This is a genomic window from Solidesulfovibrio carbinolicus (assembly GCF_004135975.1).
Classification (GTDB): domain Bacteria; phylum Desulfobacterota; class Desulfovibrionia; order Desulfovibrionales; family Desulfovibrionaceae; genus Solidesulfovibrio; species Solidesulfovibrio carbinolicus.
This window is the reverse complement of the sequence record NZ_CP026538.1, coordinates 4450699-4466264: the sequence shown is the minus strand read 5'-3', so window position 1 is coordinate 4466264 and position 15566 is coordinate 4450699. Positions and strand designations below refer to the sequence as shown.

At 64.7% G+C, this 15566-nt stretch carries 13 protein-coding genes; 8 read left to right on the top strand and 5 right to left on the bottom strand.

The window, feature by feature from the left end; translation table 11 throughout:
* Positions 1-52: 52 nt before the first annotated feature.
* The 5 genes from C3Y92_RS19990 to glgP form a co-directional block, all read right to left on the bottom strand.
* Positions 53-355 (bottom strand): helix-turn-helix domain-containing protein, encoded by a 303-nt coding sequence (locus tag C3Y92_RS19990; protein WP_129355638.1) that lies wholly within the window; start codon positions 353-355, stop codon positions 53-55.
* Positions 339-737 carry a type II toxin-antitoxin system RelE/ParE family toxin gene (locus C3Y92_RS19985; RefSeq protein ID WP_129355636.1) on the bottom strand — a complete coding sequence of 133 codons (399 nt, stop codon included), beginning with the start codon at positions 735-737 and terminating at the stop codon, positions 339-341. Before C3Y92_RS19985 ends, C3Y92_RS19990 begins: the two co-directional genes overlap by 17 nt.
* A gap of 64 nt (positions 738-801) precedes the next feature.
* The gene (locus C3Y92_RS19980) at positions 802-1671 is read right to left on the bottom strand and encodes a hypothetical protein (protein ID WP_129355634.1); all 870 of its coding nucleotides are present in this window, start codon (positions 1669-1671) and stop codon (positions 802-804) included.
* Between the two features lie 155 nt (positions 1672-1826).
* A complete protein-coding gene (locus C3Y92_RS19975) occupies positions 1827-2603 on the bottom strand; it encodes a sulfite exporter TauE/SafE family protein (protein ID WP_129355632.1) in 777 nt (258 codons plus the stop codon).
* Between the two features lie 139 nt (positions 2604-2742).
* Entirely contained in the window at positions 2743-5313 is a 2571-nt protein-coding gene (gene glgP / locus C3Y92_RS19970; RefSeq protein WP_129355630.1) for an alpha-glucan family phosphorylase, read from the bottom strand.
* A gap of 282 nt (positions 5314-5595) precedes the next feature.
* On the opposite strand from glgP, the gene C3Y92_RS19965 reads away from it, so the two are divergent.
* From C3Y92_RS19965 to C3Y92_RS19930, 8 genes are all read left to right on the top strand, one after another.
* Positions 5596-7167 (top strand): sigma 54-interacting transcriptional regulator, encoded by a 1572-nt coding sequence (locus C3Y92_RS19965; protein WP_129355628.1) that lies wholly within the window; start codon positions 5596-5598, stop codon positions 7165-7167.
* 352 nt (positions 7168-7519) lie between these two features.
* Entirely contained in the window at positions 7520-8632 is a 1113-nt protein-coding gene (gene ald, locus C3Y92_RS19960; protein ID WP_129355626.1) for an alanine dehydrogenase, read from the top strand.
* 442 nt (positions 8633-9074) lie between these two features.
* Positions 9075-9539, top strand: coding sequence for a dUTP diphosphatase (gene dut, locus C3Y92_RS19955; protein WP_129355624.1), 465 nt, complete (start codon positions 9075-9077; stop codon positions 9537-9539).
* 291 nt (positions 9540-9830) lie between these two features.
* Entirely contained in the window at positions 9831-11024 is a 1194-nt protein-coding gene (locus C3Y92_RS19950; RefSeq protein ID WP_129355622.1) for an aspartate aminotransferase family protein, read from the top strand.
* A 289-nt stretch (positions 11025-11313) separates the two neighbouring features.
* Positions 11314-12078 carry an ABC transporter ATP-binding protein gene (locus C3Y92_RS19945; protein WP_129355620.1) on the top strand — a complete coding sequence of 255 codons (765 nt, stop codon included), beginning with the start codon at positions 11314-11316 and terminating at the stop codon, positions 12076-12078.
* A 177-nt stretch (positions 12079-12255) separates the two neighbouring features.
* Positions 12256-13380 (top strand): branched-chain amino acid ABC transporter substrate-binding protein, encoded by a 1125-nt coding sequence (locus C3Y92_RS19940; RefSeq protein WP_129355618.1) that lies wholly within the window; start codon positions 12256-12258, stop codon positions 13378-13380.
* 61 nt (positions 13381-13441) lie between these two features.
* On the top strand, positions 13442-14359 hold the full coding sequence (locus C3Y92_RS19935) for a branched-chain amino acid ABC transporter permease (RefSeq protein ID WP_129355616.1): 918 nt from the start codon (positions 13442-13444) through the stop codon (positions 14357-14359).
* Positions 14343-15566 carry an ABC transporter permease subunit gene (locus C3Y92_RS19930; protein ID WP_129355957.1) on the top strand — a complete coding sequence of 408 codons (1224 nt, stop codon included), beginning with the start codon at positions 14343-14345 and terminating at the stop codon, positions 15564-15566. The genes C3Y92_RS19935 and C3Y92_RS19930 overlap by 17 nt, the downstream gene beginning before the upstream one ends.

The following is a 15566-nucleotide window of genomic DNA, read 5'->3' as shown; positions in this document are numbered from 1 at the left end:
CGACGCCGGCCGTCGAGCCGGGAGTGGGGGGCGCAGGTGGGAGGGGGCGAGGCTAGCACAAGGCGTCGACGCCTTTGCGGTCCACCACGTCGAGCAGCCGCAGGGACGGGCCGCTGGGTTTTTTGAGGCCCCGTTCCCAGTGCTCGACCGTGGACGGGCCGACGTTGAGCAACGCGGCGAACACGCTGCGGCTCATGCGGGTCTTTTCGCGTATTGCCTTGATTTGTTCCGGGCTAAGCGCCCTGGCCTTGGGCAGGCACAGCGCTTCGAGCTGTCGCAGGGTCGTCTTGTCCATGCCGCCGGCGTCATGAAGCCCCCGGGCCATCTCCTGGACGGCGTCAAGAATGTCGCTCATCGTCTGTCTCCTTGATGACCTCGACGAGTTCTCCGGCGCGCAGGAGGTTGTCGATCACGACTGGCGTGGCGTCGAGAAAATGCTTGGCGACGAGGGCCAAGCCGTGCCGTTCCGTTTCGGTGATGTTGGCCTGCTGTTTTTTTGCAAACCCGTAGACGAAAAACACCCGGTCTCCGCTGGCGTTTTTGAACGCGATAATGGTTCGCAATCCCGAGCGTTTGCCTTCCCCCGGCCGGGCCAGACGTTTTTTATAGAGGCATTGCCCCAGGCTGGCCTCGACATTGCCCGCCGCCACTTCCAGCGCGGCTTGCCACAAGGCCTTGTCGGCGAGGCCTTCCTTGCCGGCCCATCGGTCAAGCCGCTTGGTTTTGAACACGCGCACGGCAGAACTGTCTTACTCGGTAGGCCTGTTGTCAAGAGACGCTTGGCATCAGCGGGGCGGGTCTTCAGGATTTGATGTCCAGGGCGAGCAGGTTGGCCACGGCCTCGGGCGTGCCGGCCTTGAGCAGTTCCATGAAGGAGACGGGAGCGGTCGGGTTGGCGGAAATGGTGAGCTGGCGCGGGTTTTCCACAAACTGCTTGAGAGCGTTGATAAAGGCCTGGGGCAGGGACTTCGGCGAATGCTGCAATGCCGCGTCGAGTTGGCCGACGAGTTGCTTCTTATAGGCCGGCAGGTCCAGGCCTTGTTTCGCGGCGTTTTGCTTGAAAATGCGCTCAACGAGGGAAGCGTCGACATAGGCCATTTCCGCCTGCTTCAAGGCGCAGTTGAACAGGCTGGCCATGACCGCCTCGGGCTTGACGGTGGTATAGTCCAGATTGCCGAGCACGAAGTCGAGGCGCAAGGAACCGATGTCCTTGGCCGCATAGACCATGTGGGCCTTGAGTTCCCGCTTCTCGGCCAGGCTGTCCATGTCAACGGTCACATCGCACGACCACGGCCCGGCGTAGCCCAGGGCGGCCAGCTCGGCGGCGGCTTCCTTGCCCAGGGAGGACGGCTCCAGCTCGATGCCCAGCACGTCGATGGAAACATACGTCGGCTTGGGCGAATCCAGGTCCAGGCGGCGAATGATGACTTCCTTGGCGAAAACCGGAGTGGCCATGCCCGGTCCCCGCAGGGAGACGGCCTTGATGACAGTATGTTGCGTGAAGAGGTTGTAGGATATTTTTCCGTAATGAATCTGTACGAACGGCCCCTGCTTGGCGATGGCGTCGTCAAGACGCGTCTTGGCGACGTGGGAGGCGTATTGCGTCAGGCCGAAGTAGGCAATGGCGAGAACAACGATGATGCCGACGGCGATGCCCTGTTTCTTGCTCATGATGGATCGATTGTCCTTTGCATTATTGGCGATGCAGCGCTCATTCGGGGCAATGGCGCGATTGCCGGGCGTTGTCCTGCGAAAGCGCGGCGGAACGCAGGACTATCGGTTGTCCTGTAGCTGATCTGTTCGGGCGGCGTCAACAGACCGAAATGCTAGACAATGCCCGCCGCCAACAGCCCGGCCAGGGTCAGCAGCATCCAGCCGACCAGCCTGCTCACGCCGTCGAGGGTCATCTTGCCGAGAATCCGCGCCCCGGCGAAGGCGCCGGCAAAGGCGCAGGCCGAGGCGGCCAGGAGCAGGGGCAGGTTGTCGGCCACGCCCGGCGCGGACAGATGGCCGGCGTAGACGGCCAGCCGGGCGGCGTCCACCAGACAGGCCACGACCACGCCGGTGGCGATAAACGTCTCCTTGGGCAGGCCCAGGCGCAGGAGAAAGGCGCTGCGAAACGCGCCCTGATGGCCGGACAGGCCGCCGAAAAAGCCGGAAACCAGCCCGCCCAGGGGGAGCAGGGCCGGCGGCAGGCCGCGCTTTTTGATGCGCTTGGTGATCTCGGGCAGGGAGAACAGTCCGATGAGCAGCCCCACCACGAGCTTGACCGGCGTGACGGCGTGGGGCGCGCCAAAAAGCGTGTAGGTCGCCAGCGGCGGCAGATCGGCCAGGGCCACCAGCAGGGCCGCGCCGCCGAAACTGGCCAACAGGGCCGGCAGCCCGAACACGGCCGCGACCTTCCAGTCGGCCTTGCGGGCAAAAAGCGCCAGCTTGAAGAGGTTGTTGGCGAAGTGCACCAGGGCGGTCATGGCCACGGCCGCCTCGATGGGAAAGTAGATCGCCATGATGGGCGTGAGGAGCGTGCCCAGGCCGAAGCCGGAATAAAGCGTCAGCAGCGAGGCGACAAGGGCGGTGGCGCAGACGGCGACAAGGGCGGGCATGGTGTGCTCCTTGGCGGGGGATGGGGCCGCATAGCCGGGCGCGGCAACAGGGGCGTGACGGCGCGGGCACAGGGCGCAAAACGGGCCGCCCCTCCCGGAGCGGCCCGCCTTTTTCGCAGTCGTTTTCTTTCCCCGCCCCCTACGCCCCCTGGGCCCAGCGAATCAGCCCCAGGCTGTGGGAGTCGAGCAGCAGCGGATGGTGCGGCAACACCCGCACCGTGAAGCCGAAACGTCCGGCTTCGGAGGGCTGCACCTCGCCCATGTACATGTGCCAGCCGTCGGCCGTCGTCTCCACCGGCCGCATGTCCACGGTCTCGCGCTGGGCGAACTTGCCTTCCACGTCCAGCCGGCCGGCGTAAATCTGCACCGACACGTCCTGGGGGCGGATGCCGTTTAAATGCACCTCGCAGGTCACCCGCACCGGGTCGCCCACGTGCAGCTGCTCGGGGTCGCCGGCCCGCACGTTGCGGACATCAAGGCCGCCCCACTTGGTCATGATGTCCATGCGCCAGGAGGCCAGGTCCTTGGCCGGGGCGCATTCCTCGCGCGTCAGGCGGGTGTAGTTCTCCAGGGCCGGGATGTAGGCGATGCGGGCGTAGTCCTCCACCATGCGGTGGGAGTTGTAGACCGGCGTGAGCTCGCAAATGGAGTCCTTCATCTTGCGGATCCAGTTGCGCGGCAGATTGCCGTGGCCCCGCTCGTAGAAGGTCGGGATGATCTCGTTTTCCAGGATGTTGTAGAGCGTTTGGCTCTCCACGAAATCCTGGTACCCGGCGTCTTCATATTCCTCGCCCATGCCCACGGCCCAGCCCACGCTGTTGTCGGGCTTCCAGGCCTCGGCCCACCAGCCGTCCAGGGTCGAGAAATTGAGCACGCCGTTGCACATGGCCTTCATGCCGCTGGTGCCGCAGGCTTCCAGGGGCCGGCGCGGCGTGTTGAGCCACACGTCCACGCCCTGGACGAGGTAGCTGGCGATCTCCATGTCGTAGTCTTCGAGAAACACCAGATTGTAGCGGCAGGCCGTGCTGGTGCACAGCTGCACCAGCTCCTGAATGAGCCGCTTGCCCTCGTTGTCGTGGGGATGGGCCTTGCCGGCGAAAATGAACTGCACCGGGCGCTGGGCGTCGGAGATGATGCGAATGAGCCGCTCCTTGTCCTGGAGCAGCATGCTGGCCCGTTTGTAGGTGGCGAACCGCCGGGCGAAGCCGATGGTCAGCGCCTGGGGATCAAGAACCTCATCGGCGGTCTGCAGTTCCTTGCGCTTGGCCCCGCGCGCCAGCAGCTGGTCGCGCAAGCGCTCGCGCACGTAGCCGACGAGCCGTTCGCGCAGCCGCTCGTGGGTGCGCCACAGTTCGGCGTCGGAAATCAGATGGGCCTGGGAAAAGACACGCGAGGTGTCCGGGTCCTCGCGCCAGTTGGCCCCGAGGTAGCGGTCGTAGAGGGCGGCCAGATCCTGGGCCACCCAGGTCGGCACGTGCACGCCGTTGGTGATGGCCCCGATGGGCACGTCCTCCATGGGATACTGGGTCCAGACCCGGTTCCACATCTTGCGCGAGACCTCGCCGTGGAGCTGGGAAACGCCGTTATTAAAGCGCGAGAGCTTGAGCGCCAGCACGGTCATGCAGAAATGTTCGGTGTCGTTTCGCGGGTCTTCGCGGCCAAGGGCCAAGAGCACCTTGAAGGCCAGACCCAGGCGCTTGGCGTAGTCCTCGAAATAGGCCTGGATGAGTTCCGGCGGAAACCGGTCGTTGCCGGCCGGCACCGGGGTGTGGGTGGTGAAGATGGAGCTGGAGGCCACAAGCTCCATGGCCGCCTCGAAGGACAGCTGGTGCTTGTCCATGAAGTTGGCGATGCGCTCAAGGCCCGCGAATGCCGAATGGCCCTCGTTCATGTGGATGACCTTGGGCTTGAGGCCCAGGACCTCCAGGGCGCGGATGCCGCCGATGCCGAGCAGGTATTCCTGGCGCACCCGGGTTTCCAGGTCGCCGCCGTAGAGGCGGTTGGTGAGCTGGCGCGTGCCGGGCTGGTTTTCCGGCACGTTGGTGTCCATGAGATAGAGCGAAACGCGCCCGACCTGCGCCTTCCACAGCTGGGCCGCCACCCGCTCACCCTTGAGGTCCACATGGACGAGCAGGGGATTGCCGGCCTCGTCCTTGCACAAGGTCAGCGGCATCTGCTCGAAGTCGTAAATGGGGTAGCGTTCCTGCTGCCAGCCGTCCGGGGTGAGGTACTGGCGGAAATAGCCCTGCTGGTAGCACAGGCCGATGCCGACCAGGGGCACGCACAGGTCGCTGGCCGATTTGAGATGGTCGCCGGCCAGAATCCCCAGGCCGCCGGAATAGACCGGCAGGCACTGGCTGATGCCGTACTCCAGGCTGAAATAGGCGATGACCGGCGTGCCGTCGCGGTCCGGGAAGGGAATGGACGAGTTCTTGCGGGCCAGATAAGTGGCCAGGCTCTGGCGCAGATCGGCCACGCGCTCCACGAAGAAGTCGTCCTCGGCCAGGGCTTCCAGGGTCTTTTGCGGCAGGCGGTTGAGGAAACAGACCGGATTGCCGTAGCACTCCCGCCAGATCTTGCGATCAACCTGGGCGAAAAGCGACACGATGTCGTCGTTCCAGGAAAAGAGCAGATTGTACGCCAGATCCCAAAGCGGCCGCAGCTTCTCCGGAAGTTTCGGCACCACGCTGTAGACACGTAACGGCTGCATAGGTTCCCCTTGAGTAAGTCCTTGCGCTCGCACGGCGTCGCCGCTGTGCGTCGTCATGCCGGCATCTATCCATAAGGTTCCGCAAAAGGCAAGGCCGCCCCGAAAACGTCGCCGAGATGACGCCTGACGCCGACCGGACCGGAGCACGCCCCCCGTCCGGGCCGGGCGGAAACGGCCCGGACGGGATTGTGCTTGCCCGTCGCCGTCCTTTCGGCGCATACCCGGGAACGCGCGGCCCGGGCCGCCGCCAAGGCGGCCTGGCCTTGGCCGGGGAGAGCGCTCATGAGCAAGCTGCATCTGAAATTCACCGACCGCGTCGGCATCGTGGCCGACATTTCCGCGCTGCTGGCCAGCCGGGGCCATAACATCCTGTCCATGGAAGTGGCCCAGGAACACGGCTGCGCCCATATCTTCCTGGAGATCGACCACGAGCGCGGCGACTGTCCGCGCAAGGACTTGATGTCCATGCTGGCCGCCTGCCCGGGGCTGCTGCGCATCAGCTGCATCGAGGCCATGCCCCACGAAAAGCAGGCCAACCTGCTGCGCACGGTCCTGGACAACGTGGACGAGTCCGTGGTCGCCATCGACGCCAGCGGCTGCGTGACGCTGATAAACAACGTGGCCCGCGAGAACTTCAAATGCGGCCGGGCCGAGCTGGTCGGCCGCCACGTGCGGGAGCTGCCCCTGCCCGACCACGCCATCCTGGGCTGCCTGGAAGGCCGGCGCTACAACAACGTCCGCAAGAACGTGACGGTTGGGCGCAAGCGCCTGCAATACTTCGCCACCGGCCGGCCCATTCTCGACGCCGAGGGCGGCGTGACCGGGGCCGTGGAGATCGCCAAGGACGCCCAGGAGATCCGCGATCTGGCCAAGTCGATTTACGAGCCGGCCGACGTGGGCTTTAGCGACATCATCGGGGCCAGCGCGGCCATGCGGCAGGTGGTGGCCATGGCCGAAAAAATCGCCTCCTCCGAGGCCATCGTGACCATCCGGGGCGAATCCGGCACCGGCAAGGACATGCTGGCCCAGGCCATGCACGCCGCCAGCGGGCTGCCCGGCCAGTTCGTGGCCATCAACTGCGCGGCCGTGCCCGAGACGCTCATGGAAAGCGAACTCTTCGGCTACGTGGGCGGCGCGTTTTCCGGGGCCAGGCGCGAGGGCAAGCCCGGGCTTTTTGAGCTGGCCAAGGACGGCACCGTGTTTTTCGACGAAATCGCCGAAATGCCCCTGGCCGCCCAGGCCAAGATCCTGCGCCTGATCCAGAACGGCCGCCTGCGCCGCCTGGGCGACAGCCGGGAAACCCAGGCCAACGCCCGCATCATCACGGCCACCAACCGCAATCTGGAACAGTTCGTGGAAAAGGGGCTTTTCCGCGAGGATCTCTACTACCGCATAAACGTCCTGCCCCTGCACATCCCGCCCCTGCGCGAGCGTCCCGAGGACATTGGCGCCCTGGCCGACCATTTCCTGTTCCAGCTCTCGGCCCGGCTGGGCAAGGAGCTCACGGGCTTCGACCCGGCCGCCCGGGACAAGCTCATGCGCCATGGCTGGCCCGGCAACGTGCGGGAACTTAAAAACGTGGTCGAACGCGCCGCCATCCTGTGCGACCAGCCCGTCATCGGCGAGCGCCATGTGCTGCTGGTCCACGAGCTTGGGCGCGATCCCCTGGCCGGCGGGAGCGTGGCGGCCGGCGACGGCGGCCGGCTGTCCCTGCGGGCGGCCATGGAGCGCTACGAGCGCGACCTGCTCGAAAACGCGCTCAAAGGGCGCAAGAGCCTGCGCCAGGCCGCCCGGGAACTCGGCCTGTCCCATACGGCCTTGCTGGCCAAGGTCAAAAAACATCGTCTGGCATGAAAACGGACCAGTGGTCCGTTTTCATGCCATTTATTTATCTGCACAATTTCGAGTGCTTAACGCTTTGAATTGGTTTTTTGGAAGCTTTTCGTTCCAAAGTGCGCCGTCCAATCCCGCCGGCCTCGGTTTGGCCGGCCGGTTTGCCGTCCGGCGCGCCCCAATAGGGCAGGGCAGGTGCCGCCTCACCGTTTTCTAATGTGCCGCTATTTTACATTTTTTGCATATTTCGCAAAACAGCCGCCGCCAGACGGCGTTATTTTCGGCTTCCCGGTGAACCCTGGCAAGGGACTTGCTAACCGAGGGGGACGGCAAGAGAAATTCCCCGACGGCAACCCGTAAACCGGAGTTTGAAATGATCGTTGGCATCCTCAAAGAGATCAAGTCCGAAGAGAATCGCGTGTGCATGACCCCGGCCGGCGTGGAAGTGATGCGCCAAAATGGTCATACCATGCTGGTCGAGAAAAACGCCGGCGCGGGTAGCGGGTTTGACGACGACGCCTACATCGCCGCCGGCGCGGAGATGGTGGCCACCCCCAAAGAGATCTTTGAGCGCGCCGACATGGTCATGCACGTCAAGGAACCACTGCCGGCCGAGTACGACCTTATCCGCGAAGGCCAGATCGTCTTCACCTACCTGCACCTGGCCGCCGACGAGCGCCAGACCCATGCGCTGATCAAGAGCAAGTGCGTCGGCATCGCCTACGAAACCATCCAGAAGGCCGACGGCTCCCTGCCCCTGCTCACCCCCATGAGCGAAGTGGCCGGCCGCATGGCCATCCAGCAGGGCGCGAAGTACCTCGAAATGGAACACGGGGGCCTTGGCGTGCTGCTCGGCGGCGTCACCGGCGTCGATCCGGCCACGGTGGTGGTCATCGGCGGCGGCGAAGTCGGCGCCAACGCGGCCAAGATGGCCTGCGGCCTGGGCGCCAAGGTCTACATCCTCGACCTCAACCTGGACCGGCTGCGTTACTTAAGCGACATCATGCCCAAAAACTGCTTCCCGCTCATGTCCAGCCCGGCCCTGTTGCGCGACCTGCTCACCCGGGCCGACGTGGTCGTGGGCGCGGTGCTCATCCCCGGCGCCAAGGCCCCCAAGCTCATCACCCGGGAAATGCTCGCCACCATGAAAAAGGGCGCGGTCCTCGTGGACGTGGCCATCGACCAGGGCGGCTGCTTTGAAACCTCCCGCCCCACCACCCACGGCGACCCCATCTACACCGTGGACGGCGTGATCCACTACTGCGTGGCCAACATGCCCGGCGCGGTGGCCAAGACCTCCACCATGGCCCTGACCAACGCCACCTTGCCCTACGCCCTGCAGATCGCCGGCAAGGGCTGGAAACAGGCCATGCTGGACTCCGCTGAAATCAAGGCCGGAGCCAACGTCGTCCACGGCAAGGTCACCTACAAGGGCGTCTCCGACGCCTTTGGCCTGGAATACACCCCGGTGGACACCCTGCTGTAGGACCCACGACAGCGGGACGGCCAGACACAGGCCGTCCCGCGCCCGCCGCAGGCTCCCCGCGCGCCATGCCGACGGACGCGGCCGCTGCCGGAAAACCCCTCCCGCCAGCGGCCGTCTCCGGGCGCGCCGCCGTCTGTTTGTTCCCCGCCGCATCCCCGCAGCTGCCTCCGTCGCCCTGTCGTCTTACGGCCTTGCCCGTGCCCCTGCGCGGACGCCCTTTCCAGGTTCGCGCCGCCGATCCCGTCGTCCCTCCGCGTCTGTCCGCCGTCCCCCGTCCTCTCCCCGTTTCCCCTTTCTCCCCGACCGCCTGGCCCGCGCCGCGCCGAAACGCCCTCAAGCGCCGTCTAAAAATTGTAGTATTTCAGTAAATTAAAAAGCGTTTACAAATCCCCTCAAAGGGGTACTTTTACGCCCCTGATTTCCCGACCCGGAGGCGACCATCATGACCGGCCCGACATCCATTCTGCGCGTCAAATTCCTGCGCGACTCCAGCCGCGACAATCCGCCCAGCGTCGGCACCGCCGGCTCGGCCGGCCTGGACCTGCGCGCCGACATCGAGGCCGCGTCGCTGACCATCGCCCCGGGCCAGCGCGCCGCCGTGCCCACCGGCATCGCCATCGCCATCGACGCACCCGGCGTGGCCGGCTTCATCTATTCCCGCTCGGGCCTGGGGGCCAAGCACGGCCTCACCGTGGCCCAGGGCGTGGGCGTCATCGATCCGGACTACCGGGGCGAAATCATCGTCTGGCTGCTCAACACGTCCACCGAGCCCCTGACCATCAATCGCCACGACCGCATCGCCCAACTCGTCCTGGCCCCCTTTGTCCGGCCCATTATCACGCCCGTCGACGACCTCGACGCCACCGCCCGCGGCGCGGGCGGGTTTGGGCATACGGGAAGAGAGTAATAGAAGAATAAGAAGAATAAGAGGAAGATGCCTCCGGCGGCCGGGGGGATGATCCCCCCGGACCCCCTCATCTTGGGTGCGGCGAATCGCCCGGTTTTCGGCCGGGGCGCGCCCCGGTCCAAAACCGGGCGATTCGCTGCCCCCAATAAGGGGACCAGAAGGCAGGGTTTACGGTGATCGCAACCCGTTGAAAGTTTTTGGGGGAGGGTGGGGGTCCGGGGGAGGGAACCCCCTTTTTGCAAAAAGGGGGTTCCCTCCCCCGGGAATTCACGTCCCGTAAGGAGGATCGCGATGAGTGAAGCGTTTGACGCGCTGAAGGCGCGGGAGCAGGCGTCCGTCATGAGCACCTATGGCCGGTATCCGTTGGCCGTGGCCTCGGCCGACGGTTGCCGTATGCGCGATCTCGACGGCCGCGAGTATGTGGACTTGCTGGCCGGCATCGCGGTGTGCAACCTGGGGCATTGTCATCCCGAGGTGGCCGACGTGGTGGCGCAAAAGGCCAGGGAACTCGTGCATGTGAGCAACGTGTTTTACCAGCGCGAGCAGGTCGAGCTGGCCGAGGCCCTCAAGGCCACCTGCCACATGGGCAAGGTGTTTTTCTGCAATTCCGGAGCCGAGGCCAACGAAGGGGCCATCAAGCTGGCCCGGCGTTATATGCGCACAGTCAAAAACCGCGACGCCTACGAGATCATCACCCTGACCAAGTCCTTCCACGGCCGTACGCTGGCGACCCTGACCGCCACCGGCCAGGACAAGATCAAGTTCGGTTTTGATCCCCTGCCCGAGGGCTTCACCACCGTGGAGGCCGGCGACATCGAGGCCTTGGGCGCGGCCGTCAGCGACAAGACGGCGGCGGTGCTGCTGGAGTGCATCCAGGGCGAGGGCGGCGTGAAGCCGTTCCCCGAGGCCTATCTGGAGGCGGTCCAGGCTCTTTGCCGCCAGCGCGACATCCTGTTCATGATCGACGAGGTGCAGACCGGCATGTGCCGCACCGGCAAGTTCTGGGCCTTCCAGAATTACGGTCTGACGCCTGACGTCTTCACCTGCTCCAAGGCCCTGGCCAACGGCCTGCCCATGGGCGCGGTGTTGGCCACGGACGAAGTGGCGGCCGGGTTCGCTCCGGGTTCCCACGCCACGACCTTTGGCGGCGGGGCGCTGGTGGCGGCGGCGGCGTCCAAGACCATTGAGATCATGAACCGCGACAAGCTGGCCGAGCGAGCGCGGCGCCTGGGCGATTTCGCCAAGGCCCTTTTTGCCGAGGTGGCCGAGCGCCGGCCGGGCAAGATCGCCGAGATTCGGGGCCTGGGGCTGATGCTTGGCATCGAGCTGACCTTCCCGGGCGCGGACGTCTGGAAGGCGCTTATGGACAAGGGCTTCGTGTGCAACCTGACCCAGGACACGGTGCTGCGCCTGCTGCCGCCGCTGGTGGTCGAGCAGGACGATCTGAAGGCCTTTGCCGAGGCCCTGGAGGCCATCCTGGCCTGAAACGGGCAGGGAACGGACAGATGATTGTTTTGCGAAATTAGCAAAAAACCAAATATCGGCCGGCGGCGAAGCATTTTTTTCGTCGCCTGATCCGCCGTCCGTCCAGGGGGCAAACGCCTCCCGGGCGGGCGGCGGATTGTTGTTTTTAGACTTTTTTGTTAAGGATTTCCGAACGCTTTTTGTTCTTGGCCACGGCTTGGGGGTGTTGCCGGCGGCAGCGGTAACCCAACGGACTCCCTGAAAATTTCCCCTTTTTTTTCTTGTGATTTTTTCGTATAGAGTCAATCCCATGGCCCACCTGTGTCTAACCGATGTCAGTGTCCACTTCGGCGGGCTCCAAGCCCTCACGGAAGTGTCCTTCGATCTGCGTCCCGGCGAGATCGTGAGCCTCATTGGCCCCAACGGTGCCGGCAAGACGACGATATTTAACGTCATAACAGGCATTTACAAGATTTCCGGCGGGTCCGTGGCCTACGACGGCCAGACCATTTCCGGTCTGCGCCCCCACCATATCCTGGCCCGGGGCATTGCCCGCACGTTTCAGAATATTCGGCTGTTTACCGCCATGACCGCCCTGGAAAACGTCATGGTGGCGCGCCACTGCCGCACCCGCTCCGGGGTGATCGGCTCGGTGCTGCGCACCCGGCGTCAGCGGGCCGAGGAACGGGTCGTGCGCGAACGGGCCATGGCCGCCCTGGATTTCGTGGGTCTGGCCGCCCATGCCGACGCCGTGGCCAAGAATCTGCCCTACGGCCTCCAGCGCCGCCTGGAGATCGCCCGGGCCCTGGGCTCCGATCCTACGACCATTTTGCTTGATGAGCCGGCCGCCGGACTCAATCCGTCCGAAAGCCGCGACCTCATGGAAATGATCCAGCGCATCGCCGCCACCGGCGTCAATGTGCTGCTGGTCGAGCACGACATGAGCGTGGTCATGAACGTGAGCCATCGGGTGGTGGTCCTGGACCACGGAGTGTGCATCTGCCAGGGCGCGCCGGCCGAGGTCCGGTCCAATCCGGCCGTCATTGAGGCCTACCTCGGCTCCGAGACCGATTAACGACGTATTTTGGGAAACGATTACGGAATAGTGTTAGAGAATGTCTGTCACGCTTGAGGCTTTTTGGGCCGTGTCGCGGCAGGTCCGCGCGACAGGGCAAGCAGGCCGCGAAACGCCCGGGGAGGCCGCACGTCGCGGCCGTTAGGGCGACACCATGAGCAAGGAGGTTTGCGGAACATGAGTGCGAAACGTGTCATCCTGACCCTGGTTGCGATGTGTCTGATGGCCGGCACGGCCACGGCCGCCACCCTGAAGATCGGCAGCTTAAGCCCGCTGACCGGCTCCTACGCCGCCGACGGCAACGACATCGCCAACGGCACCCGCGCCGCCATCGCGGCCATCGAAAAAGAAGGCGGCATCCCCGGCTTCGACAAGATCGAGCTTTTCGCCGAGGACAGCGCCTGCGATCCGCGCCAGGCCGTGGCCGCCGCCAACAAGCTGGTCAACGAGAAGGTCGTCGGCGTGATCGGCGCCTACTGCTCCTCGGCCACCATCCCGGCCTCCGAAACCCTGGCCGAAGCCGACATCCCCATGCTGACCCCGGCCTCCACCTCGGAGAAAGTCACCGAGCGCGGCCTGCCCTACATGTTCCGCGTCTGCGGCCGCGATGACGACCAGTCCATCGCCGCCATGAAGTTCATCAAGGACGTGCTGCAGGCCAAGACCGTCTTTATCGTCGACGACAAGACCACCTATTCCCAGGGTCTGGCCGACAACGTCGAGAAGCTGGCCAACAAGGAAGGCCTCAAGGTCATCGCCCATGACCACGTCAACCAGGGCGACAAGGACTTCTCGGCCGTGCTCACCAAGATCAAGGACGCCAAGCCCGACGTTCTCTACATGAGCCTGCAGAACTCCGCCTCCGGCGCGCTCATGCTCATCCAGGCCAAGCGTGCCGGCGTCACCGCCGCCATCATCGGCCAGGACGCCGTCTACCATCCCCAGCTCATGGAAATCGCCAAGGACGCCGCCGAGGGCATGTACCTGACCTTTGGCTACATCGACGAGGAAACCCCCTCCTACAAGAAGTTCCTGGCCGCCTACGAGAAGTTCGGCAAGCCCGGCGCGTATTCCGCGTATTCCTACGACGCCGCCTACTCGCTGCTTTCCGCCATCAAGGCCGCCAAGAGCACCGATCCGGCCAAGATCAAGGCCGAGCTGATCAAGGGCGAGATGCAGGGCGCTTCCAAGAAGATCAAGTTCCAGCAAAACGGCGAGTCCGGCTCCAACTACATCATCCGTGTGGTCAAGGACGGCAAGTTCGCCAACTTCTGGGACCCCCAGACCGGCAAAAAGTACTAGGACACGATCCTCAAGCAGCAGGGGGGAGGGCCGTCCCTCCCCCCAATGGCGGCCCCGACGCATGGACTATTTTTTCCAGCAGCTCATAAACGGACTGACCCTTGGCGGGGTCTACGCCCTGGTGGCCCTGGGCTACACCATGGTCTACGGCATCATCCAGCTCATCAATTTCGCCCACGGCGAGATCTTCGCCGCCGGCGGCTATCTCGGCGTCATCCTGTTAAGCTACATGGCCTCCCAGGGCCTCATGGACAGCCATCCCTGGTTCGGGCTGGCCTTTGCCCTGATCCTGGCCATGGGCTACTGCGCCATGCTGGCCATGGCCGTGGAAAAGGTCGCCTACAAGCCGCTGCGCCAATCCTCGCGCCTGTCCGTGCTGCTCTCGGCCCTGGGCATGTCGATCTTTCTGCAAAACGGCCTCATGCTCACCCAGGGCGTCTACGACAAGGCCTACCCCACGGAGTTCACCCACGGCGGCTTCGAGTGGCTGGGCGTGCGGGTGAGCTTCATGCAGATCGGCATCCTGCTCGTCACGACCCTGCTTCTGGTGCTGCTCAACACGCTGGTTTTCAAAACCCGCATCGGCAAGGCCATGCGGGCCACGGCCCAGGACAAGGTCATGTCCGCCCTGGTCGGCATCCACTCCGACAAGGTCATCAGCACCACCTTCGCCATCGGCGCGGCCCTGGCCGCCGCCGCCGGCATCATGGTCGGCCTCTACTACGGCTCGGTGCGCTACGACATGGGCTTCGTCCCCGGCATCAAGGCCTTCGCCGCCGCCGTGCTCGGCGGCATTGGCAACATCACCGGAGCCATGATCGGCGGGCTCATCATCGGCATGGTGGAGATCCTGGCCGCCGCCTACATCCCGGCCGGCGGCGAGTACAAGGACGTCTTCGCCTTCGTCATCCTCATCGGGGTGCTCTATTTCATGCCCACGGGCATCATGGGAGAGAATGTCGATGACACGCGGGTCTAGGAAATCCTGGCAGTATTTCGGCCTGGGCCTGGCCTGGTTCTACCTGCTCCTGTGGCCGCTTCTGGGCATCCGCGACGGCGAGCTGCATTTCGCCGACGCCTTTGCCGTCTGGCTGCGGGTGGCCGTGGGCGCGACCATCTGTTTCGTGCTCTACCGCCTGGGCAAGGCCGGCCGGCTCGACGGGGTGTTAAATCCCCTGGCCGCCGCCCGGGACGCCCTGGGCGACAGCCTGTCCCGCGCGCCGCGCTGGATGCTGTTGACCCCGGTCATCGTCTTCGCCCTGGTCTTCCCCATGCTCACCAACCGCTATGCCCAGGACGTGGCGATAAACGTCCTGGTCTACATCTGCCTGGGCTTGGGGCTTAACGTGGTCGTGGGCCTGTGCGGCCTGCTCGACCTTGGCTACATCGCCTTTTACGGCGTCGGAGCCTACACCTACGCGCTGCTCTCGGTGCACTATGCCGTGCCGTTTTGGGTCTGCCTGCCCATCTGCGCCGTGTTCGCCGCCGTGGCCGGCTGTTTCATCGGCTACCCGACCCTGCGGATGCGCGGCGACTATCTGGCCATCGTGACCCTGGGGTTCGGCGAAATCGTGCGCATCGTCATCAACAACTGGATGGCCTTGACCGGCGGCCCCAACGGCATTTTGGGCATCAAGTCCCCGGGCGTCTACATCCCGCATTTCGTGGACGGCTCCTTTTCCTTTGAATATCTGCTGCTGCGAAAGCTCGAATACCTCTATTACGTCATCCTGGCCCTGGCCGCCTTTACCATCGTGGCCGTGCACCGCATCAACTTCTCGCGCATCGGCCGGGCCTTCGAGGCCATCCGCGAGGACGAGACCGCGGCCGAACTCATGGGCGTGGACACGTTTCGGTTCAAGCTTCTGGCCTACGCCCTGGGCGCGGTCTTCGGCGGCCTGGCCGGAGCCTTTTTCGCCGCCCGGATGCGCTTTGTCAGCCCGGAGAGCTTCACCTTCATCGAGTCGGCCATGGTGCTGGCCATGGTGGTGCTCGGCGGCATGGGCTCCATTCCCGGGGTCATCCTCGGCGCGCTGGCCCTGGTCGCCCTGCCCGAGGCTTTCCGCGAATTTGAACTCTACCGGATGCTGGCCTTTGGCGGCGCCATGGCCGTCATGATGCTGGTGCGCCCGGCCGGACTCTGGCCGGCGGCGCGCATGGGCAAACGTTCCGACGATACGGAGTAG